Below are 21,745 nucleotides of genomic sequence, written 5' to 3' on the forward strand. Positions count from 1 at the left end.
TCTCGTCGGTCAGCGTCGAATGGTCTTGGTGCGCATGAGGAATTCAGCGAGATAGCCGTCGTGCGGCAGTCCGTGCTGCATCCACGGTGTCGGATGGTCACCGACATAGACGTTGGCGATGGTCGGCTCGGCCATCAATGCGTCGATCAGGTTCGCGTCGGTGGTGACGGCGGTGAGGACGAGGGTGTCGCGCAGCGGCCGGATCCCGGCGTCGCGGTCCCACGGTGCTACCCACGCACAGGGGAAGCCCAATTCCATCCCGAGCTGTTCGGCGAAGGGGCTGTCGAGCTGGTGCACCGCCGGCCGGAGCACCGCGGAACCATCGCCGAGCTCGTCGACGATTCCGTCACCGCCGAGCCACGCCTTGGTGCCCGCTGCCCGCTGCCGCAGATACCCGTCCCACCGACGGGCGGGACCGACGGGCATCACGGGCAGGACGGCGCGTTCGTCCATCGCGGGCAGGCTGGGCAGCGCGGCGAGGCGTTCGGCGATCGCCGCGGCCACGGGAGAAGGGTCGCCCTCGACGAGTACACCGGTGGCGTTGACGCAACCGACGCCCGCACCACTGCTGATCGACTCCACGAGGGTGTCGACGATCGGCTCCCACTCGGTTTCGGCGGTGATGAGGATCTTGGAGCGCCCGGGGCCCTGCGGCAGAATGCGCGGATCGCCCGCATACTTGCCCACGACATCCGCACCGCCGTACACCATTCCGAAGTCGGCGTGCCGGAGGATGTCGTCGGCCACGTGGTGGTCGGTGGGCAGCAACGCGATTGCCTCGTCGCCGAAACCGGCCTCGCGCAGGGCGGTGACCAGCCGATGCGGGGTGAACGGCTCACGACGGGAGGGACGCACGGCAACGCGATAGCCGAGCGCGAGGGCATCGAACCAACCCTGGTGCACCGCAGGGTGATTGCCCGCCGCATGGACGGCGAATACCTCACCGCGCCGGGTCCACAACGCCGCACCGCCCTGAGCCCGCGGATCGCGCCACGAGCCGACCGCAGCGGCCGGCCGCGCGTTCTCCATGGTGTGGTGGATCCGCTCGGCGGCCCGCGCAAGGTCGTCGGTGGCCTGGCGCACCACCGTGATCGGTATCCCGGTGACCGCGCTGACGGTTCGCTGATATTCCTCCGGCGTCAGTCCCGCGATCGACTGCGTGGCGAAGGCCCGGCCCGCCTGTGCGAACGCCGCGATCCGTGCGTCGACGGGTAGCGCCGGCGCTCGGCGCAGGGCCTTTATCGCGCGGGTGACGTAGAGCGAAGGTGCAAGGCTCAGTGTCGCGACCGGGGTTCCGGCAAGATCGCGAATGGTCTCCTGGCGCCGGGACCGATAGGGGCCGCCGGGGCCGAGAACGTCCAGGGACAGCATCAGTACACGCCCTCGATCACCTTCGTATCACCGAAGGACGCGACGGGTGCGACGTCGGCGACCGCATCACCGAAGCCGCCGTCCACCGGTGCGATCCGCGTTGCGGAGTCCCGCTCAATGTTGTTGACCAGCAAGGCAGTTCGGCTCATGTGATGCAGGACTATCTGCCCGCGCTCGCCGTACGGAACAACCCGGCCGGTGTCGGGGTCGATCACCCGGAACGTGGTGTACGGAGCGAAGGAGTCGAACACGCACGGCTCGTCGTCACCGAGGCCGGGTCGCTCCACCGAGGTCCCCAGCATCATCGTGCCGCCGTACCCGCCGACGAACGTGGCGCTTGCGAACACCTCGTCGCGCAGCAGATCCCGGGTGTCAGCGTCCAGATGGGTACCGCCCCAGATAATTGCGCGAACCTTTCGGTTCACCAGCTCGACCAGATCGTCGTGCTGCGCGAGGCGCTCCAGCATCGGCGGGGTGGCGAAGAGGACGCCCACATCCTGGCCGGCCAGAATGTAGCCGACCTGTTCGATGAGGTGGTCGGTGTAGGCGTCGGCCACGTCCGTCCGGCCCTGCGCGAGCAGCTTCTTCACCCATCGCGGGTCCAGATCGATGCTGAAGTTCAGCCCGCCCCGGCCCATCGCGGTGTCGACCGCCATTGCTCCGACATTGTGCGGGCCGGTGGGAACCGCACTGAGCCAGTCGACATTTCGAGGTACGCCGTGCGCATCCAGTCGCTCACTGAACCATTCGACGCTGCGCCGGTGCCACTCCGCGGCGTACATCACTCGCTTGGGCTGCCCGGTGGTGCCGCCGCTCTCGTAGACGGCCGCCCGGTGCTCGTCTCCGTAGCCCCGGGGAATCAGCTCACGGACGCCGACATCGCGCAGTTCGTCCACCACATTGGGAAACAAGCCGAGATCGTCAAAGTCCCGGACATCGGTCAGCGGATCAAAGTCGAGGTCCTCGGCCCGCTTCAGCCAGAACGGTGACCCGGTCTCCGGACTGAAGTGCCACCGCATCATCTCCCGAACGAACTCTCCGCCGGTGTGCTCGACCATGGATTTCCTCTCGAAAGAAGGGAACATGCCGCCGCCGGTGCAGATATCCCTCTGCACCCTGGGCTTCAGCACTTTTCGCTTCACGTGACTGCTCAGGCCCTGGTGGGACCTGAGAGTGATCGTCTTTCCTACCGGCTCTCGGCCGAACCACTGAGGCAGCGGGCGGTGGAGAGGCCGGCCGTGTCGATCCAGGAACTCTTGTCGAGCACAAGATCTCGGATGATCTCTCCGGCGGCAGGTGCTTGGCACAGTCCCTGACCGGAGAATCCAGCCGCGTAGAGGAACGGGCGGGAGCCATCGCGGCCGATGAAAGCCATCCCGTCCGGACTGACATCGAGGTCCCCGCTCCACCCGTGCTCGAGACCGTTGCCGGCGAGGGCCGGGAAGGTCGTGCCTAGGTGGTGTGACACCCGTTGGAGCCAGGTCTGTCGGGTCTCGTCCGGAGCGGGGCGGCCCATCCCGACGAGGATGCGGTCTCCCCAGCTGCGAATCCGCAGGCTGGACGGGTGCATGGTCATCGGCAGAGCGTTGCGCGGGGCACTAGCGGGGGTGTCGGTCAGGAGCATTTCGACGGGGTAAGTGGTCACAGGAAGGGGCACGTCGGCCATGGCCGCGACCTTTCCCGCCCAGGGGCCTGCCGCGCAGACGATGGTGTCGGCGCGGATGCTGCCCGCAGGCGTGTGTACCCGCCCGTCCGGGTCGATGCCGGTGACGGGTGTTTCCGTGCGCAGGATGGCGCCGGCCTTCTGGGCGGCGGTGGCATAGCCGCGCACGATCGCGGCGGGCTCGCAGGCGTAGGCCTCGGGCGACCAGGCTGCCGCCAGGATGGTTCGCTCGTCGACCAGCGGGTTGAGCCGCGCTGCTTCAGCAGCGGTGACGAGTTCGACGTCCACGCCGGCTGCCTGCTGGGCGGCTTGGGTGTGCCGGAAGTCCTGCACCTGGTGTTCGTCGGTGAACAGCACGAGCAGGCCGATACGCGTCAGGCCGAGGTCGGTTCCGGTCCGTTCGGCGAAGGCGTGGTAAGCCGCCAGGCTCCGGACGGCAAGGCTGCTGATGAGAGCGTTGCCGGGAAAGTAGGTACGCACCACGCCCGCGGTGGTCCCGGACGATCCCGATCCGAGCGCGCCACGCTCCAGCAGGACGGTACCGACGCCTGCCTCGGCGAGCCGGCACGCTATGGAGTTGCCGATGACGCCCCCGCCGATGACGACGGTGTCCGTGCGTTCGGGGAGTTGGCTCACGACTGGCGGACCGAGTCGTCGAGGCGCAGTTGGCGCAGGTGGTCTCCGGCGTCCCACGGGTAGAGGTGCAGATTCCAGCCGCCCAAGCAGTTGACGTAGAGGGCCAACTGGCTCACCACACTCAGGAAATCGTCGCGATCGAGCCGGTCGAGGCAGGCCAGGAAGCGCTGGGTGAAACTCCACAGCTGCTCCAGGCCGCAGTAGCCCAGGAACTCGGCCGGAAGACCGACCAGCAGGCGCGTCATGTGGCGCAAGGAATCCATCGGCATGCCCTGGACCGCGGCCCGGACCAGACCGCCGTAGGTGGCATACCCCAGCGGGCGGGTCTCACCGTTGACGAACAGCAGAGTGGGCAACACCGTCTCAAAACTCCCCGCCCCGGAAGGAATCACCCCCTCGTGGAGATCAGCGAGTTCCTGTGGTGCGGACAGCCAAGCCCGATCGGTCGCGGTGTACACATCGTGGATGAGACGTTTCGCCTCGGGATCTGCGGCGGTCAGATGCGGAATACGGTGGCCGCCTGCGGTTCCCGCCTTGCGGACCTCCGCCAGGATCGGCTTCTTCGTCGAATAGACCGAATCCCAGACCGCCTGCCCGGCCTCCTGTAATGCGGGTATATCCTCCTGCCGGATCTGCCCCACCGGGGATGCCGGCATCGGTTCGGTCAATGTGCCGTATTTGATGCCCACATGCTGTAGCGCGGAGCAGAATACGGTCCCATCGGGCGCCTCGCGTCGATCTGCGATCCGGGTGGACGCGGACAGATGCAGCAGCGACGGGATCGGTGCCGCGTGATATAAATGCTGACCCGCCACCAGCGCGTGTCCCTGCAAACTCTGGTAGGGCAACGCCTTCCACAGCGCGTCGGCAAGTTCCGTGTTGCGACCGTCGAGTTCCGCGGTCACGGTGATACCCAGGTCGGGCCAGGCAATCTCGATATGCCGACCGGAAGTCGTTTCAGTCAAGACTTTCCCCTTCGTTCAGTGCGCAGAATTCCTCTGCGTCCTTGCGAATGAGCGCTGTTACTGGATGACGGCGAAGAGCGCGTGCAGCAGGGCGGTGGCCCGTCCGGGGCCGATACGCATCGTGTGCTGCACGCGCCAGCTCTTGAGCTGGGCAAAGGGCCGCTCTGCGGGAACTCGCAGGCGTGCAAGAGCGGAGCCGGAGTCGGCGGTGATCTCCACAGCCGTTCAAAGGTGTGTCGCCGGCGGCGAGGAAGGCAGACAACACGAGCGCCTGGCTTCACGGCGCCAGGGACCGCCGGATACCGTCCGCGTCACCCCATCGGGCGGCGGTCAGATTCTCTCGTCAGGAAACCAGGACGGGGGGAAGTAGCGGACTCTACACAATACTTAGCAAAAATAAACAAGAAAATTGTCGCGCATACCGGCACCACAAGTCACGCCGAAATGCCCGCACTTCAGACTGCCTGGCATATCTTTACGCGATGACCCCTCCGACACATCGAGGGAGGAGCAAGCAATTCAACAACTTAACTGGATAGCCAACTTGCCACTGCCAACCGAACCGGTCTAACAAGGATCCCCCAATCTGCCGAGGTCTTCCTAAAGGATGCCGCCTCTCAATTAGAGAATACATGCCAGAACCAACCGGTCAACCCTGTAGATCGAATTCGGCCCAAGGTGCGAAGGGGGCGTTCCGGCCGAGCCGGCACTCACCGCTGCGGGCAAGGCAACCGGGCGCCCGGCGGCACCCAGTGGTAGCACCCGCCCGCCTCCTCATCGAGCCAGCCGTTGACGCTGTGCAGGCCCCGCTCGTTGAGCTGCGCGTCATGGATGCCGTAGGCCCGTTCCGGCCTGACCGCCCGGACGAAGTCGATGGCCTCGGACGTACACAGCCAGGACGCCTGCACGGGCACGAACAGCGTCTCCACCGGCTTGTCCGGCACATGGAGCGAGTCGCCGGGGTGGTAGAGGCGTTCGTCTATGAGATAGCCGAGGTTGGCGCAGTCCGGGAGGTCGCCGTAGATGCGCGCATGCCGGCCGCCGTGCGCCGTGACGGCGAAGCCGGCCGCGCTGAACTCCTCGTCCGGTTCCACCTCGATGACGTCCAGCAGACCGCCGAAGTCCGCGCCCTTGGGTGCGTAGACCGGCGCGCCGAGTCCCTTGAGGCGCAGCACATCGACATGGTCGGCGTGTTCGTGCGTCACCAGGATCGCGTCGGCACCGTGCAGCGCCCGTGCCTCGCTCCAGATACCGGGGTCGATGACCAGTGTCCCGCCCCCCGGACGCTCCAACCGGATACAGGAATGGGTGTACTTGGTGAGGCGCATCATGGTCTTACATCCTGTCCGCAACATCGACGCTCCGGTAGGCGAGCTGCCGTGGCGTCAGCGTGAGTTTGAGCCGGTGCCTGGTGGGGGCTGCCGTCACCATCTTCCCGGCGCCGGCGTCCGTGACCACCCAGGTGCGGACACCCGACCGTGCCCGGGGGTCGCGCTCCAGCTCGACGGTGAATTCCAGCTCGATCGGTCCCATGTCGAACTGGAGGTCACCGCCGTCGAACGATTCGGTGGCCGCGCGCAGATCGTCGCGTACGGCCTGCACCGCTTCGGTGAGGTCAATCCGGTTCCGGTCCATGCTCCGCTGCTCTCTGTGTGGCTGTGCGACGTGGTCGACGGATTCAACACGATTGATCTCTACATGCGCCGGGATACTGGCCAGCCCCGAGGTGGCCGAGTACGCATCGGCCTCCGCCGCCTGGTGGTAAGCGGACAGCGCCTCGCCCGCGACGTCCCCGGTCTCCCCCTCTCCTCCCGACAGTACGGCGTGCAACTGCTGGGCCCGGCTCCGCTCCGCCGCCAGCGCCGTGTTGCCCCCTGCGGAGAGCCGGTCGTACATCGCCAGGGACTCTTCCAGGGGGACCAGGGCCTGCTCCCACTCGGCCCCGGCGGCCAGCAGGGTGGCGAGGTTGTGCAGGCCACGGGCCAGCTCGGGCGCCACGCTCCGGTCTTCCGCGAAGAGCTCCCGGTAGCCCGTGATCGCCCGGTGTGAGGCGGCGACTGCCTCCGCCGTGCGGCCCGACGAGCCGAGGATCAGCGCAAGGCATTCGAGGGCGTTGCAGCGCAGCCGCAGCGCGGGCGGCCGGAAGGACGCCGGCAGGAGATCGGTGAGCACGAGGCACTCCTGCAACACGTCGACCGCTTCCTCGGCCGCCCCGACCTCGGCCAGGCAGAGGCCCAGCTGAAGCAGCGCGTGCGCCAGCCCGGTGCCGGCGGAGTGGTAGCGGTCGAGGAGTTCCCGGTGGATCCCCACCGCTTCCTGCGCGATGAGGAGGGCTTCCTCTCCTTCACCGGCGGCCCGAAGCCGCTGGCAGGCGGTCAGGAGCCGGTCCGCGAGCTGCGGGCCATAGGTCCGGAAGTCTTCCTCCGCCTGTCCGCGCAGCCGGTCGAGCTCCCCGCTCCGCTTCCTATCCGGCGTGCTCATCGTCACCCCCCATTGCCATGGCTTGTTGCAGCAGCGTCAGTGCCAGCGCGGAATCGAAGATGTCCGCACTGCCCACCGGGGTGTGCCAGCTCATGAGTTTGGCCGGCCCGTCGCCCTGCGGCGCGACCGCCACCGCGGCCGCGGGCTTGTCCGCCGCCGTCGGATGGCGTACGACCGCGGCCTCCGGCACCGCGACGGGAACGGGATCGACGGCCGTCAAGCGCTTCACCAGCGCAAGCCTGCGGGCCCCGCCCATCGAGGAGATCAGCGGCGCATGCCGGAGCTCCGCGGACACCATCGCCGCCTTCGTCCCGTCGAACACCGCTTCCAGATCACGGACTTCAGCTGCCCGGGTGGCGGCTTTCAGCGTGGCGAGGAAGTGCCCGGTGAAGGCCGTGTGATCCGCCCCGTCCGAGTCCTGGGACGGCTGGTTGGGGCCGCTGGAAGCGATCACACAGACACCGTCGGCATGGTCGTCGGGCAGCTCCTCGTCCAGCGGGATCTCGACCTCGGGTGGGCTGAGGCGCAGGTCGCCCGCGCCACTCAGCAGTCCCGTGGCGACCCCGCTGAAGCAGCAGTCCAGGACGATGATCCGGATCGCGGCCGGGGAGCTCCGGACCAGCCGGCGGACCGTCTTGTACGCCAGCCCCGTGGTTTCGATCGAATCAGGGCTCGACGACTGGGAGGCCAGATAGAGGTCGCCGTCGACCTTCCAGCCGTGGCCTACGTAGTAGAGCAGCAGTACGTCGGTGGCGGACTCGGCCGCCCGTTTGATGGCGACCCGCATCCCCTCGCCCGTCCGCGGGTTGGCGACCATCCGGCACTTTTCGCGGGGGAAGCCTCCACCGTCGGACGGGGCGAGCACACTGCGCAGTCCCGCCAGATTGTGGATCGCGGCCGGCACCTCGGGAAACTCGTGGTCCTGGTACTCCGACACCCCGATCAGCAAGGCATACGAGGCGTCGAACCGCGGCAAACGGGCCAATGCTTCACTCTTCGTCAAGCTGCCGGATGACGCGAGCGATCTCCTCGGCGTCCGTCCCGCTGACCGTCACGGTCCGGCCGTTCCGCTCGAAACTCATGGCCAGCTGCGGGGCGTTCATCTTCTTCCACTGGGCGACGGTGTAGCCCAGGGAGCCCGCGCTGAAGCCGGAGCTGACGATCAGCTGCACCAGATCGAGGACATATCCCAGTTCGCCCTCGACCGGTGCGGCGCCGACCAGCCGCACCTCGGCATGCCGGCGGGCGTCCGGTTCGTCGAGCAGCCATTGATGGAGGCTCGCGGCCAACTCCCCTGCGGTGTCGGCACCTTCACACCGGATCGTGATCTGCACAGGGGGCCTCCGGTCCGCGGGCGAATGTGGTCCGAGCATAGAGCCCGGCGGTGCGCCCGGACGGCACTTTGCCGCATCGAAGACGTTCACGAACCCGGCCCCCTGCCCCTCACCCCAGGGGGTGCGCCTCCGCCGCGTCCACGGGTGGTTCGCCGCCCGCTTCGTTGAACGCCGTGAGCGCCTCGATGAGCGAGGCCCGCTGCGCGGGAGCGAGGCGTTCGACGATGGCGCTGATCTCCGCGCGGCGGCGGGCGGTGACCTCCTCGACCGTGCGCCGCCCCTCGTCGGTGAGCTGGAGCATGGTCTCGCGCCGGTTGTCCGGGTTGGCCTGACGGAGCGCCAGACCCGCCGTGATGAGCCGGTCCACCATGCGCATCGCGGTCGACGGGGCGACCTGGAGGAGCTCGGCGAGGGTCACGAGCTTGGTGGCGCCTCGTGTGGAGAGCACCACCAGCATCCGCAACTGCGGCAGTGTCACCCGCTCCTCCACCTCGCCGAGTGACCGCGCGGACACCGCGACCAGCAGCCTCGACGCCGTGAGCACCGCTTGGGTCACCGCATCCACATCATCCGTGCCCCCCGTGGGGGTCATGCGCTCCGCCATCTCCCCTTTCTACCGCCCGGATTCTTCCCGCGTCGTCACGAGACGCCGGAAGGCGCGGCATGGTAGCTCATCGTCGCCAGACGCCCCAGGGATTTGCGCATCGTCACTGAATCGCCTTCTTTGCTCAATGCAAACGTTAGCGTGACCGTGCCCCAACAGCCCCATGGGCGACAGCGCTCCGGCGACCCTCGCGCGCACTCAGGAGGCACGATGAAATCTCATGCGCGGAAAGCCCAGTCCAACTCGAACCGTGGCCGTCTGATAGCCGGCGCGGTCGCTCTTCTCGCGGTCATCGCGAGCGTATCCGTGTGGCTCGCCCAGAGAAACAGCTCCGCGGAAGAGTCGCACTCGGCCCATCTGCCGGCCGCGAACGCGGCCCCGGCCGGGCCTCAGGGAGGTAATGCGGGCCCGCTCAGCGCCCTGGACAAGACCTTCCTCACCAAGGTCCGGCAGGCCGGGCTGTGGGAGATGCCGGCGGGCCGGCTCGCGCAGACGCACGCATCGAGCGAGGCCATCAAGCGCGCCGGTATGCACCTGCTGGAGGGGCACAGCAAACTCGACCAGCTGGCCCGTGAGGACTCCGAGGCGCTGAGCGTGCCCATCCCCGACGAGGCCAGCGCCGAACAGCAGGGCTGGGTGGACCAGTTGAAGGACGCCCGGGGCCAGGCGTTCGACCAGCTCTTCGTGGACCTGCTCCGCGCTTCGCACGGCAAGATCTTCATCACCATCGGCGAGGTCCGCGCCACCACCAAGAACACCCTCATCCGGCGGCTGGCCACTCAGACCAACAACACCGTCCAGGACCACATGGACGTACTGGAGGACACCGGCCTGGTCACCGAGGCGACACTGGACGATGTCGCCTCGACCATCCCCAAGTGACCATCCGCCGACGGGACATGGGCGCGGCCCGGGAAGCCGCGCGCCCCGCCGGGGAACGTCAGTCGCCCCAGATCTTGCGGTACGCCTGGCGGTAGCCCTCGGAGTCCCAGGACAGCGCGCCGCCGCTGTTGCCGGCCGTGGCGATGTGGACGGGGGCGACGTACCCGCTGTCCGGGGCGCCGGTGAAGGCGCGGTTGAACTCGTCGACGATCTGCCAGCCCTGTTCGGAGAGCGGCTCGGGCACGGTGGCGGTCTGGAACTCCTTGCCGTTGACCCGCTGGAAGGCCGATGGATCGCCGTCACCGGCACCGATGTTGAACGGGGCGTCGGCGCCGTCCTTGCCCGCGGCGCGCAGCGCGGGCGCGGCGTGCTGGAAGTACAGGTCGTTGATGGCGGCGGAGTAGGTCCACTTGCGGCCGAAGCGGGACAGCAGGGAGCGGACTTCCTTGAGGGACCGGCGGTTGACCTCGGGAATGGGCATGTTGGTGTAGCTCAGCAGCTTGGTGCCGGAGCAGGTGGCGAGTTCCTTCTTGATCAGATCGGACTTGCGCTTCGCGAACGGGACCGTGGCGTCGGTGAACAGGACGACGCCCGCGCGCCCGTTGGACCGGGCGATGATCCAGTCGGCACTGATCTTCGCGACATCCTCGACCCGGGAGGTGACGTTGCTGAAGAGCTTCGGATCCTTGCTGGGGCCGGGGGCCGGGGCGGCATGCCAGCCGATCAGCGGAATTCCCTCAGAATTCGCCTTCTTGACCTCTGCCGGGGTCGTCCCGAGGTCAAAACCACCGATGACGATGCCATCCGGCTTGAGGCGCAGCGCCTGCTTGAAGGCGGCCCGCAGGCCCTCGGGCGTGCCCTCGCCGTTGAGGGTGCGGGCGTGCCATCCGACGATCTTGGCGGCTTCCTGGACGCCCTGGGCGACTCCGGCGACACCGGGGTTGGTCAGCGTCTGGGCTATGTAGACGACGGACTTGCCGTGGACGGCCTTGGGTCCGGTGGTGGGGCCCCGCCAGGGGGCGTTGATTGCTTCGGCCTTCTTGACCGCCTGCTTGGCGCGCGCCAGGGCGGTGGGGCATCCGGGCCCGGCGGAGGAGTTCCGGTGGGACTCGGTGGCGCCGGCGCCGGGTTCACAGCCGGCGGAGGTGGCCATGACCAGGAGTGCGGCGGCGGTCACGACCGCCTTGCGGGTGGGGTGCACGGGTCTCCTCGCAGGGCGGGATGAGGATACGGGTCGGTGTGGGGGAGACAGGTTACGGGCGGCGGTGCCCGGCGGAGCAGCCGCCTCCGGGAACGTATGACGCATCCCTCCGGCACACGTTCCCGGTGCGGAACGAGCCGCTCCGCGCGCCCCGCTCCCCCGCGGAATCCGGCCAATCATGCCATCGGTCGGCACGGCTCTCCACAGGGAAGGCAACGGGCCAAACATGACAAAGAATTGAATACCGCCTGGCTATTGGTCGTCCTGTGTTGCATGCCCGTGCACAAGCGGTAGTGTTCACGCCCGGTTGGGCAGGTGGCGCAATCTTTTCGTTCGCGTTCGGAGCGAAATCGGCAAACGTCACTTTCCCCCCAGTAGTCGGCGGTCGGCAACAACAACACCTCGGTCACCGCTCAGGAGCACATCGCAAGGAGGCCTGGGTTTCTGTGGACACAGTGGACCCGCCATACGAACCGGACCGGTCCCGGCGTTCATCGATGAGGCCGCGGTTCCGTTCGCAGACCAGCGCGCTCCTGGACCGGTGGCCGTTCCGGCGGAAGCTCAATGTGCTGGTGATCGCGCCGGTCGCGGTCGTCGGCGTACTGCTGGGCATCGGCGTCACCACGCAGATGGGCAAGGCCCTGGACGCCGACCGGACCGCGGAGCTGGTGCGGGACAGCGGGCAGGTCACCAGGCTCATCAACGACATCCAGGCCGAACACCGGCAGGCGCTGCTGCTGTCCGTGGAACAGGAGTCGGCCCGGCCCGGTGCCGCGCTCCCGTCCACCGCCGACTACCGCCGGGCGCAGCGGGCGACCGATGCACAGGTCGCCGCCGTCCAGTCCGCGTTCGGACCGGGCCTGCCGAAGGACGAGGCGCGGGCCCTCACCTACATCCGGGGCCTCGCGGTGCTGCGGGACAAGGCCGAACGGGGCTCGGTCCCGGCCGCCGGTATCGACCCCGCGTACGCCGCCGCGGTCGGCTACCTGATCGACGGCATCGGCCTGGACCGCTTCATCGGCACCTCGTCGTCCTCGGTCACCCACCTTCTCGACACGGTGCTGCGCGCCGACGCCGCCCACGCGGCCTTCGAGAGCGGGGTGTTCTCCGCCCAGACCCGCGACGCCAACGCGCTCACCGAGTACACCCGCGCGGTCGGCGCCCACAAGCTCTACGACGAACAGGCGGAACGCTTCGGCCGGATCGCCGGCCCGGACCAGGTGCTGCGCCTGGGCGGGATCGCGCGCGATGCCGAGGAGAACGGCATCGAGGCCCAGTTCGCGGAGCTCCAGATCGACCCCGGCTCCCTCCAGGGCCAGAGCCCGCAGCAGCTGCGCAAGGCGATGGCCGCCGGAACCCGGCAGGCCGAGGCCCGTCTCGACATCACCCGGTCGCTGATCGAGGAGATCGCCGACGAGGCCGACAGCCTCTCCGCGAGCGCCCTGCGCAACGCGCTGGCGATGCTCGGCCTCGCCCTGCTCGGCTTCACCTCCTGGCTCACCTTCTCCGTGCTGGTCCGGCGCTCGGTGGTCCGTCCCCTGACGGCCCTGACCGGCGCCGCCGAGCAGGTGGTCGACGTGGCCGGCGAGGAACTCGCCAGGGTCGAGGACGACGAGGCGCCGGAGCGCGCCCCGCTGCGGCCGCGGCCGATCCCCGTCCCGGTCCGCGACGAGATCGGCCACCTGGCCGAGGCGTTCAACCAGGTGCAGGTCACCGCCGCGGCGCTGCTGGAGCGGCAGGTACTCAGCCGCCGGAACGTCGCCGAGATGTTCGGCAACGTCGGACGCCGGGTCAGCAACCTCACCTCACGCCAGCTGATGCTGATCGACGCCGTGGAACGCGAGGAGACCGACCCCGACGTCCTGCAGCGGATGTACCGCATCGACCACATCGCCGTGCGCCTCCAGCGCAACGCCGACAGTCTGATGCTGCTCGCCGGAATCCGGGACCCCGAGGTGGAGGCACGGCCGACCACGCTGGTCAACGTCATCCGGGCGGGGCTCGGCCAGATCGAGGGCTACCAGCGGGTGTCCCTGCGGTCCGAGACCGAGGTCACCGTCGGACCCGACATCGTCGACGACCTCACCCTGCTGCTCGCCGAACTGCTGGAGAACGCGGTCTCGTTCTCCCCGTCCGACGCCCCCGTCGAGGTGGTCGTCCGGCCCGGCACCGACATCACCGCGGACGGCGGCGCCCTGATCGAGATCATCGACCACGGCCTCGGGATGAGCGCGGAACGGCTCGACGAGGAGAATTCCCGGCTGATCCGCCGGGAGCGGCTCGACCTCGTACCGACCAAGGTCCTCGGCCTGTTCGTGGTCGGCAGCCTCGCCCGCCGCGCGGGCATCCGGGTCACCCTGAGCCGTACGCCGGGCGGCGGCGTCACCGGCACCGTCTGGCTGCCCGCCGCGCTGCTGCTGGCCGTGCAGCCCGCCGGCACCCCGTCCCCGGCGGCGGACGTGACCGGGGACCGGGAATCGTCGGCGCCCCCGACCGCCCCCGAGCCCGAGTCCACCGCCGGCGAGTCCGAGCCGGTCCCGGCCACTCCCCTGCCGGTGCGGACCCCCGCCACCCCGCCCGAGCGGCAGGCCACCGTGCCGTCGCAGCCAGGCGAGCTCCCCCGGCGCCGCCCGCAGCGTACGGACGAGGAGCAGGCCGACGCCGGGGACGGGCCGCAGCCGGCCGACGCCCCCCGCCCGCTGCGCCGGCGGGTCCGGGGCGCGACGCTCACCATGACCGCCCCGCCGCCCGACCGGGCGGCCCAGGACGTGCGTACGCCGGTCGACGCCGACGCGGTCCGTTCGGAACTCGACGAATTCGAAGCCGCCGTACGCCGGGCGGAGCAGGAGAGTGCTCCGCCGCCGAGGGATTCAGAACCCTCGACGCACCAGCAACCCCGGAAGGAGTCGGGCAGTGAACACGCCGACAGGTAAGAGCGGTTCCGAGCATGCGGAACCCATGGATCTGACCGCTGCCGCGGCCGACTTCACCTGGCTGCTCGACCGGTTCGCCACCCAGACCGCCGGTGTCGTCGACGCCATCGCGGTGTCCTCCGACGGGCTGCTGATCGCGGTCTCCCAACTGCGTGAGCAGGCCGACTCCGAGCGGCTCGCGGCGATCGTGTCGGGTGTCACGAGTCTGGCCGCCGGCGCCTCCGGCAATTACGGTCTGGGCGGCCTCAACAAGGTCATCATCGACTTGGAGGGCGGCCATGTCCTGGTGTCGGCCATCGGCTGCGGTGCCGTCCTCGGCGTGGTGACCTCGAAGGAGGCGAAGCTGGGCAACATCGCCTACGAGATGACCCTCTTCGCCAACCGGGCCGGCAGCGCGCTCACCCCCCAGCTGGTGCTGGAGCTCAAGAAGAACGCCGGCGCCACACCGGCCCGCTGACCGTTCCACTCCGCGGAGGCGGGATACCGGTGCTGAGAAGAGGATCATGATGGCGGACGGCGGACCAGGGCCGGACGAGGGTGGGGGTTCCCCCCGTCCGAGCGGGGCCGAGAGCTTGCCGGAGGGCGGCGCTCCGGGCCCGTCGGAGCCGGCCGGCCGTGCCCCCGCGATCCGGCCATTCCTGCTGACCGCCGGACGGGTGGCGGGGGGCGGCACCGGCCCCCCGCTCCCGGTCGAGACCCAGGTCGTGGCGACCTCGTCCGGGCTCACCGCCCTGGGGTCGCTCGCCTTCGAACAACACGACATCGTGGCCGCCTGCCGACGGCCGCAGTCGGTGGCGGAACTGGCCGCGCGGCTGCGCCTGCACCTCAACGTGGTCCGGGTGCTGGCGGAGGACCTGCGCGCCGCCGGACATCTGGCGGTCCACGTCCCGGACGCCGGCACGACCCAGGACATTTCCGTACTGCGAAGGGTTATCGATGGTCTCCGTGCCGTCCCCGACTCACGGGGCACACTCCGTGACAGCGGTTGAACAGCCGCCGCTACCGGTCAAGCTGGTCATCGCCGGCGGCTTCGGCGTCGGCAAGACCACGGCCGTCGGCTCGATCTCCGAGATCCGGCCGCTGACCACGGAGGCCGCCATCACCGAGGTCGCGGCAGGCGTCGACGATCTCACCCACACCCCCGGCAAGACCACCACCACGGTCGCCATGGACTTCGGCTGTATCACCATCGACCCGACGCTGAAGCTCTATCTCTTCGGCACGCCGGGCCAGGACCGCTTCGGGTTCATGTGGGACGACGTGGTCGAGGGCGCGCTCGGCGGTCTGGTGATCGTGGACACCCGCCGCCTGGACGACTGTTACGCCGCGGTCGACTACTTCGAGCACAAGGGCATCCCCTTCGCCGTCGCCGTCAACGCCTTCGACGGCGAGGTCCACCACAACCTCGACGAGGTGCGCTGGGCGCTGGACGTCTCCGACCACGTCCCGCTCGTCGTCTTCGACGCCCGCAACACGGGCTCGGTCCGGGACGCCCTGCTGGTCGTACTCGAAGTCGCCCTGTCCCGCGCGGAAAACACCGTGGCGGGCTGACTCCCGCACCAGCGTCTCGGCGCGGACGTGTCGATCCCCGGCCCCGCCGCGCCCACCCACACTCCGTAACTACAGGTAAGTGATCAGTTTCACTCGGTATGGAACCCCGCTCGCGGACCATGCCGCCCTCCCGGCTGTCATGATCCCTACCGATGCGGAATCCAGCTGATTCCGCACGCACCGAAATGACGGCGAAATCAGGGGTGTTGGCGTGAATTTAGGGTGGTCGTGGCGGGCTGTGCGACAGCGGACGGGCACCGGCGCGGGGCCCGCGCCGTGCGGGCCGGGGGTGGCCCCTCCGGCCCCTCGCGCACGGGCGGTGAGGCGTTTCGCAGCGGTCGGCGCGGTCGCCGTGCTCCTCGGCCAGCTCCTAGGCGGGCAGCCCGCCGTCGCACAGGCCAGCGCCCTGCCGGGATCGGCGTTCCCCCTCGTCCTCGACGTGGACCTGACGCCGGATCCGGTGTGCAGCGGCCCCGTGCACGGCCGGGTACAGGTCTACGACCCCGCCGCGGCGAAGCACGGAGCGACCGTGGAGTGGCGGGTGCGCGCGGGGGCGAAGCAGCTGGCCGGCGGGCGTCTCGCCATGAACGCCAGTGTGGGCACGGCGACGTTCGACATCCCCTTCGACCGGGTGCCGGCCACCGAGACCGCCTTGCAGATCGACGCCCGTACCGCCGCCTCCTCCGGCGACGAGGCGCCCGGCCGCTACGGCAAGGTCTGGCGGGACACCATACGCCGGGGGTGCGACCCGGTGCGGGTGGCGTCCGTCGGCGACTCCGTGGTCTGGGGGCAGGGCCTGGACCACGACCAGAAGTTCCCCTATCTGACGGGCCAGATGCTCGGCCGGGAGACCGGCCGGGGCCATCAGCAACTGGACTACTCGATCTCCGGCGCGGTGCTCGACGCACCCGGGCTGCCCGCGGGCAACAAGGACGCGGACTGTCTGCGCACGACGGAGAAGCAGGACCCGGACGGCGACGGGGAGATGGAGTTCGGCGAGGTCACCCAGCAAATGCCCGATGTGTTCTGCCAGTTGGAGAAGGCGGGCGCACAGGCACGGGCGGGCGGCTACGGCCTCGATCTGGTCGTGATCAACGGGTGCATCAACGACCTCGACCCCTTCTTCGGCATCGGCGTCGGCATCACCCCCGGCTCGGAGAACCTGCCCGAGGCGGTCAAGCGCGAGTGCTCCGGCGTGGGCGCGGCCCCGGAGAACCCGGCGAAGGACGTGCCCTACTTCAGCGGTGCGAAGGTCGGATACGGCGGACGCGGTATGCAGGCGGCGATCGAGATGGCCCACTCCCTGCCGGGGCACCCGAAGGTGCTCGTGGCCGACTTCTACTACGCGCTGAGCCGCAGCAGTTCCCCGATCCCGCTGAAGCGCTGCTCGGTCCCGGGAATCACCCCGGGGCGGCTGCTTTCCTGCAAGGGCGCCCTCGGCAGGGTGGCCGAGCGCTACGAGCAGTACACCCAACTGGCCGATGCCGCCTACCGCCAGGCGGCGACCGCCGCCAACAAGGCGTCCTCGGACGGCCCGTACGCGACGGCGGCCGACGGACTCTTCACCGTGGACAATGCCGCCCTCACCCCGGACTCCAAGGTCTGGAGCACCCCGGTGACCGACCCGGCGTTCCCGCTGCGCACACGGGCCTGCCCCGAGCTCAGCGCCACTCCGGTGCAGTGTCTGAGCGCGGCCGTCGGCCACCCCGACATCGAGGGCGCCCGGCAGTACGCCGACTCCTTCCTCCTCAACCCGAGCCTGCGCGAGTGGTTCCACCTCCCCCGGCAGGGCCCCCGGGCCCAGCTGAAGGTCCCCGCCCACGCGCACGTCGGCCGTGAAGTGCCCCTGTCGGTGACGGTGGACGGCAAGGCACCCGCGGCCGGATACCGCTACCACTGGTACTTCGGCGACGGCACCCAGCAGGAGACGGACCAGGCGGCCGTCACCCACGCCTACGACCACAACGGCCCCTGGCTGCCACGGCTCGTGATCACCGGCCCGGACGGCAAGAAGGTCCTGGTCGAGGCCCCACGGGCGCTCACCGCCGACTGACACCCCACGGCCCGACGCACCAGGAACGCAGGACACCGTCCAAGGGGCGGCTCGCAGAAGCGGGCCGCCCCTTGGCGCGCCCGCACCGCGCCCGCACCGCGTCCGCACCGCGTCCGCTTGGAGGTCTCGGACGTCGCGAAGACGCTCCCGGCTCTGGCGCGAGCGGCCGGAGAACGATGAGGTGGGATGCCACGTCGAACAGTCGGACGAGGGCCGCGCGCCCGGCACCGCCCCGAGGTGGCACGGGACGGTCCGGACAGCAGCCGCGCGGACGGGAGGAGTGCGGGCTATGGAGTTGGAGCTTCGGCACCTGAGGGTGCTGTGTGCGATCGCCGACGCAGGGAGCGTGGGCCGGGCCGCTTCGGACCTGGGGTACTCACAACCGGCCATGAGTACCCAACTCCAGCGGATCGAGCAGCACTTCGGCCATCCGCTGTTCGTGCGGAACACCTCGGGTGTGGAACTGACCCGGTACGGCACGGACGTCCTGGCGCAGGCCCGCGACGTACTGGCCCGCGCCGCGGCGATCGGCCGCCGGCCCGCCCCGGACGGGACGACAACCCGCCGCCCCCTCCGCCTCGCCGCGACCAACTCACCGGTCCTGGCCGGCATGCTCATCCGCCTCCGCAGCCAGCTGCCCGAGCTGGCGCTCACGGTGAGCAGTGTGTATCCGTCCTCGGAGATCGTCGAACTGCTGGAGCACGGCGAGGTGGACGCCGCGATCGCCGCGGACTACCCCGGCCGGGAACTGCGGCACTCCGCCACCGTGACACACCGCGGAATCGTCACCGAACCCTCCTTCGTCGCCCTGCCGGCCGGCCACCGGCTCCGGCACTGCCCCGAGGTGACGCTCGCCGACCTGGCCGACGACGCATGGTTTCTGACCCCGGACGACGGCGCCGGCTGGCCGGGAGTGTTCTACGCGGCCTGCCGGGCGGCCGGATTCACCCCGGCGGCGGTGCACGAATTCCTGGGCGACCAGCAGCAGTTACAGAACATGATCGCCGAAGGCATCGGCGTCTCCATGGTGCAGGCCACGCTCCGGCCGATCCCCGACGTCCTCATCAAACCGCTGGTCGGCACCCCCCTGTGGTGCCGCTATGTACTGGCCTGGCGCCGCGAAAGCCTTGCCGACGAGCTGGCGGACACCCTCTTCGGCTCCGCCGCCGCGGCCTACCGCGCGCTCATCGCCCAGTCACCCCACTTCCGGACCTGGGCCTCCCGAACCTGGAGCGTGGCCAGACCCTAGGACTGGCCCCCAGCTACGACCAACGAACCGCCACAGAACGGCAGTTGTCAGTAGCCGACCATCAAGGGACATCCCTTCCGGATGTTATGACGAACCCGTCCCATGTGCTATGTCACACCTTATTGTCGCGGTCGCTGTGCGCTGAGAAGGTGCCACTCACGCCTCAGCTCAATCCCGAGGCGCATCTGTCCACGAAGGAGCATGGATGCGCTACCGCTTCCCCCTGCCCAGATGTGCGGCCGGCGGCCTGGCCGCCTGTCTCGCCACGGCCGGCCTGCTGGCCTCACCGGCACTGGCGGCGCCACACACGCCGGCCGCCGACCGGCCCGTCCCCGCGTCCCGGACCGCCGCCCACCCCGTACCTCCGACCGGCCCGACAGCCGGCGCGAACGAAAGGTCCGCGCTTCAGGGCCGACCGCGCGGCGTCGCCCAACTCCCCCCGCTCAGCGCGAAGAGTCCCCCCACTTCTTCGACTGCGGCGGATGGCCGGAAGGACGCGGACCACGGTGCCGCGGCGGCGTGCAGCCCGTCCGACTTCGGCAGCCGCACCGGACCCGAACTGGTCACCTTCATCGAGGCCTCGACCACGGACTGCGTCAACACCCTGTTCAGCGTCACCGGCAAGGACGCGAACAACGTCTTCCGCGAGGACCAGATGGTCACCGTGGCCAACGCCTTCCAGGGCGGGGCGACGTCGTATCCCGGCAACAACTCGGAGCATGTGTGGCAGCTCGTGCTGTTCCTGCGCGCGGGCTATTACGTGCAGTACAACCACCCGGACGATGTCGGCGACTACGGCCCGGCCCTGGCGACCGCCTCCCGGAGCGGCCTGGACGCGTTCTTCGCCAACTCGCACACCAAGGAGGTCACTTCGGACAACGGCAACGTCCTGGGCGAGGTCATCACCCTCTCGGACAGCGCCAATGAGCAGGCCCACTACCTGACCACCTACAAGCAGGTGCTGAGCGGGTACAACAGCTCCTACGACGACATCCCCAGCATGCTGGCCGCCGTCAACAACGTCTACACCCCGCTCTGGCGCGGGAACTGGAACCCCGACTACGTCAAGGCGGTCACGGCGGACCCCAGCATCATCGACACCCTCAACACCTTCGCCCTCGACCACCTGGACATGCTGGACACCGACAACTCCTACCTCGACTCCAACGCCGGGATGAACGTCGCCCGGTACGTCGAGCACGCGCCCCTCCAGGAGAAGGTTCGGCCTCTCATGAAGGGCCTGCTGGACGCCTCGAAGATCTCCGGCCCGACCGCGCCCCTGTGGGTCACCGTCGCTTCCCAGGCCGACGCCTACGACAAGGCCAACTGCTCGTACTTCGGCGTCTGCGACCTGTCCGACCAGCTGACCAAGGCGGCCCTGCCGGCCACCCACAGCTGCGACGCGAACCACACCGTCAAGGCTCAGTCCCTGACGCCCGAGGAACTCGACGCCACCTGCGCCAGCGTCCTGGCCCAGGGCCCGTACGTGCAGAACCTGGTGAAGAACAACGGCCCGATCCCCGGCCAGTACGAATCGACCATCGATCTCGTCGTGTTCGGCAGCCGCAAGGACTACCAGACCTATGCCGGGGCCATCTTCGGCGTCGACACCAACAACGGTGGCATCACCATGATCGGGGACCCCACCAAGCCCGACAACAAGCCCATGTCGATCATGTACCAGAGGAGCGACGACAACGGCTTCCCGGCCCGGATCTGGAACCTCAACCACGAGTACACGCACTACCTCGACGCCCGTGACGACATGAAGGGCGACTTCGGCCAGCAGACGTCGGTCCCGGACATCTGGTGGATCGAGGGCCTCGGCGAGTACATCTCGTACAGCTACCGCAAAATCACCAACACCCAGGCGGTCACCGAGGCCGGCAAACACACCTACAAGCTGAGCACGCTGTTCCAGAGCACCTACAACAACAGCGACGTGACCCGCACCTACCCCTGGGGCTACCTCGCCGTCCGCTACATGTTCGAGAAGCACCCCCAGGACATCGCCACCATGCTCGAACACTTCCGCACCGGCGACTACCCCGGCGGCTACGCCGTCTACAACACCGACATCGGCACCCGCTACGACGCCGACTTCGACTCCTGGCTCACCACCTGCGCCTCAGGCGCCTGCACCGCCAAGCCCTCGGCAAAAACCACACCTTCAGCACCAGGTCTCTAGCCTGCCCGTCCATCTGAGCCAGAGCTTCGGCCCCGGGTGCCTACTGGCCCCGGGGCCCCTCCGCCAAGCGGACCAGTACCGGCGGACCAGGACCAACGGCCGATCGCGCCCCGCTGTCCCGGGTTATACGTTCCTTGGACCACCGTCCGACGGGCCCTGCCAGGGGCCCGCGCGTCCCTGAGGAACTGCCATGCGCGTCACCGGCTTCGACCACCTCGTTCTGAACGTCGCCGACATCGAGCGATCGCTCGCCTTCTACTGCGGGCCGCTCGGTCTGGAGCCCGTTCGGGTGGACGACTGGCGCGCGGGCGCGGTGTCCTTCCCCTCCGTGCGTGTGAGCCCGACGACCATCATCGACCTCATCCAGGGGCCCCGCGAGGGCTCCAATGTCGACCACCTCTGTCTGGTCGTCGAGCCCCTCGACTGGCAGGAGGTCATCGACTCGGGCGAGTTCACCGTGCTCGACGGCCCCGGGCCGCGCTTCGGCGCCCGTGGCGAGGGTCAGTCCCTGTACGTCAGCGACCCGGACGGCAACACCGTCGAACTCCGCTGGTACGCACACGATGCGTAGATGTCCTGCCCCGCAGGGCGTCTGACAGGTTGTCTGGCGGGGCAGCCGGGCTGACGAGGGCCT

The 21,745-nt window shown here is 69.1% G+C and carries 20 protein-coding genes; 9 read left to right on the top strand and 11 right to left on the bottom strand.

Annotated features, from left to right (window positions below):
* Positions 1-9: 9 nt before the first annotated feature.
* From AC3EUV_RS20365 to AC3EUV_RS20410, 10 genes are all read right to left on the bottom strand, one after another.
* Positions 10-1,371 (bottom strand): aldehyde dehydrogenase family protein, encoded by a 1,362-nt coding sequence (locus AC3EUV_RS20365; protein WP_435603517.1) that lies wholly within the window; start codon positions 1,369-1,371, stop codon positions 10-12.
* Positions 1,371-2,429, bottom strand: a complete 1,059-nt coding sequence (locus AC3EUV_RS20370) for an AMP-binding protein (RefSeq protein ID WP_435603518.1) — start codon at positions 2,427-2,429, stop codon at positions 1,371-1,373. Before AC3EUV_RS20370 ends, AC3EUV_RS20365 begins: the two co-directional genes overlap by 1 nt.
* A gap of 128 nt (positions 2,430-2,557) precedes the next feature.
* Positions 2,558-3,670 (bottom strand): NAD(P)/FAD-dependent oxidoreductase, encoded by a 1,113-nt coding sequence (locus AC3EUV_RS20375; RefSeq protein ID WP_432142866.1) that lies wholly within the window; start codon positions 3,668-3,670, stop codon positions 2,558-2,560.
* Positions 3,667-4,635 carry a cucumopine synthase-related protein gene (locus AC3EUV_RS20380; protein ID WP_432142865.1) on the bottom strand — a complete coding sequence of 323 codons (969 nt, stop codon included), beginning with the start codon at positions 4,633-4,635 and terminating at the stop codon, positions 3,667-3,669. The genes AC3EUV_RS20375 and AC3EUV_RS20380 overlap by 4 nt, the downstream gene beginning before the upstream one ends.
* Positions 4,636-4,692: 57 nt before the next feature.
* On the bottom strand, positions 4,693-4,854 hold the full coding sequence (locus AC3EUV_RS20385; RefSeq protein WP_432142864.1) for a hypothetical protein: 162 nt from the start codon (positions 4,852-4,854) through the stop codon (positions 4,693-4,695).
* Between the two features lie 491 nt (positions 4,855-5,345).
* Positions 5,346-5,963, bottom strand: a complete 618-nt coding sequence (locus tag AC3EUV_RS20390; RefSeq protein ID WP_432142981.1) for an MBL fold metallo-hydrolase — start codon at positions 5,961-5,963, stop codon at positions 5,346-5,348.
* A gap of 7 nt (positions 5,964-5,970) precedes the next feature.
* Positions 5,971-7,116 (bottom strand): trypco2 family protein, encoded by a 1,146-nt coding sequence (locus tag AC3EUV_RS20395; protein ID WP_432142863.1) that lies wholly within the window; start codon positions 7,114-7,116, stop codon positions 5,971-5,973.
* A complete protein-coding gene (locus AC3EUV_RS20400; RefSeq protein ID WP_432142862.1) occupies positions 7,100-8,101 on the bottom strand; it encodes a caspase family protein in 1,002 nt (333 codons plus the stop codon). The genes AC3EUV_RS20395 and AC3EUV_RS20400 overlap by 17 nt, the downstream gene beginning before the upstream one ends.
* 4 nt (positions 8,102-8,105) lie before the next feature.
* Positions 8,106-8,450, bottom strand: a complete 345-nt coding sequence (locus AC3EUV_RS20405) for an effector-associated constant component EACC1 (RefSeq protein ID WP_432142861.1) — start codon at positions 8,448-8,450, stop codon at positions 8,106-8,108.
* 109 nt (positions 8,451-8,559) lie between these two features.
* Entirely contained in the window at positions 8,560-9,054 is a 495-nt protein-coding gene (locus AC3EUV_RS20410; RefSeq protein WP_432142860.1) for a MarR family winged helix-turn-helix transcriptional regulator, read from the bottom strand.
* Positions 9,055-9,264: 210 nt separating this feature from the next.
* On the opposite strand from AC3EUV_RS20410, the gene AC3EUV_RS20415 reads away from it, so the two are divergent.
* A complete protein-coding gene (locus tag AC3EUV_RS20415) occupies positions 9,265-9,936 on the top strand; it encodes a DUF4142 domain-containing protein (RefSeq protein ID WP_432142859.1) in 672 nt (223 codons plus the stop codon).
* A gap of 58 nt (positions 9,937-9,994) precedes the next feature.
* Here the strand turns inward: AC3EUV_RS20415 and AC3EUV_RS20420 are convergent, their stop codons facing one another.
* Positions 9,995-11,137, bottom strand: coding sequence for a substrate-binding domain-containing protein (locus AC3EUV_RS20420; RefSeq protein WP_432142858.1), 1,143 nt, complete (start codon positions 11,135-11,137; stop codon positions 9,995-9,997).
* A 497-nt stretch (positions 11,138-11,634) separates the two neighbouring features.
* On the opposite strand from AC3EUV_RS20420, the gene AC3EUV_RS20425 reads away from it, so the two are divergent.
* The 8 genes from AC3EUV_RS20425 to AC3EUV_RS20460 all read left to right on the top strand — a co-directional run bounded on the left by AC3EUV_RS20425 (position 11,635) and on the right by AC3EUV_RS20460 (position 21,682).
* Positions 11,635-14,070: a sensor histidine kinase gene (locus AC3EUV_RS20425; RefSeq protein WP_432142857.1), complete on the top strand. Its 2,436-nt coding sequence runs from the start codon at positions 11,635-11,637 to the stop codon at positions 14,068-14,070.
* 25 nt (positions 14,071-14,095) lie between these two features.
* Positions 14,096-14,527, top strand: coding sequence for a roadblock/LC7 domain-containing protein (locus AC3EUV_RS20430; protein WP_006601854.1), 432 nt, complete (start codon positions 14,096-14,098; stop codon positions 14,525-14,527).
* Positions 14,528-14,573: 46 nt separating this feature from the next.
* Positions 14,574-15,059 (top strand): DUF742 domain-containing protein, encoded by a 486-nt coding sequence (locus AC3EUV_RS20435; RefSeq protein WP_432142856.1) that lies wholly within the window; start codon positions 14,574-14,576, stop codon positions 15,057-15,059.
* The gene (locus tag AC3EUV_RS20440) at positions 15,007-15,621 is read left to right on the top strand and encodes a GTP-binding protein (RefSeq protein WP_432142855.1); all 615 of its coding nucleotides are present in this window, start codon (positions 15,007-15,009) and stop codon (positions 15,619-15,621) included. Before AC3EUV_RS20435 ends, AC3EUV_RS20440 begins: the two co-directional genes overlap by 53 nt.
* 319 nt (positions 15,622-15,940) lie before the next feature.
* Positions 15,941-17,674 carry a PKD domain-containing protein gene (locus AC3EUV_RS20445; RefSeq protein WP_432142854.1) on the top strand — a complete coding sequence of 578 codons (1,734 nt, stop codon included), beginning with the start codon at positions 15,941-15,943 and terminating at the stop codon, positions 17,672-17,674.
* A 289-nt stretch (positions 17,675-17,963) separates the two neighbouring features.
* Positions 17,964-18,923: a LysR family transcriptional regulator gene (locus AC3EUV_RS20450; RefSeq protein WP_432147113.1), complete on the top strand. Its 960-nt coding sequence runs from the start codon at positions 17,964-17,966 to the stop codon at positions 18,921-18,923.
* 205 nt (positions 18,924-19,128) lie between these two features.
* A complete protein-coding gene (locus AC3EUV_RS20455; protein ID WP_432147112.1) occupies positions 19,129-21,111 on the top strand; it encodes a collagenase in 1,983 nt (660 codons plus the stop codon).
* 190 nt (positions 21,112-21,301) lie between these two features.
* Positions 21,302-21,682: a VOC family protein gene (locus tag AC3EUV_RS20460; RefSeq protein ID WP_432147111.1), complete on the top strand. Its 381-nt coding sequence runs from the start codon at positions 21,302-21,304 to the stop codon at positions 21,680-21,682.
* Positions 21,683-21,745: the final 63 nt, after the last annotated feature.

It is taken from the genome of Streptomyces sp. bgisy130, assembly GCF_057708345.1.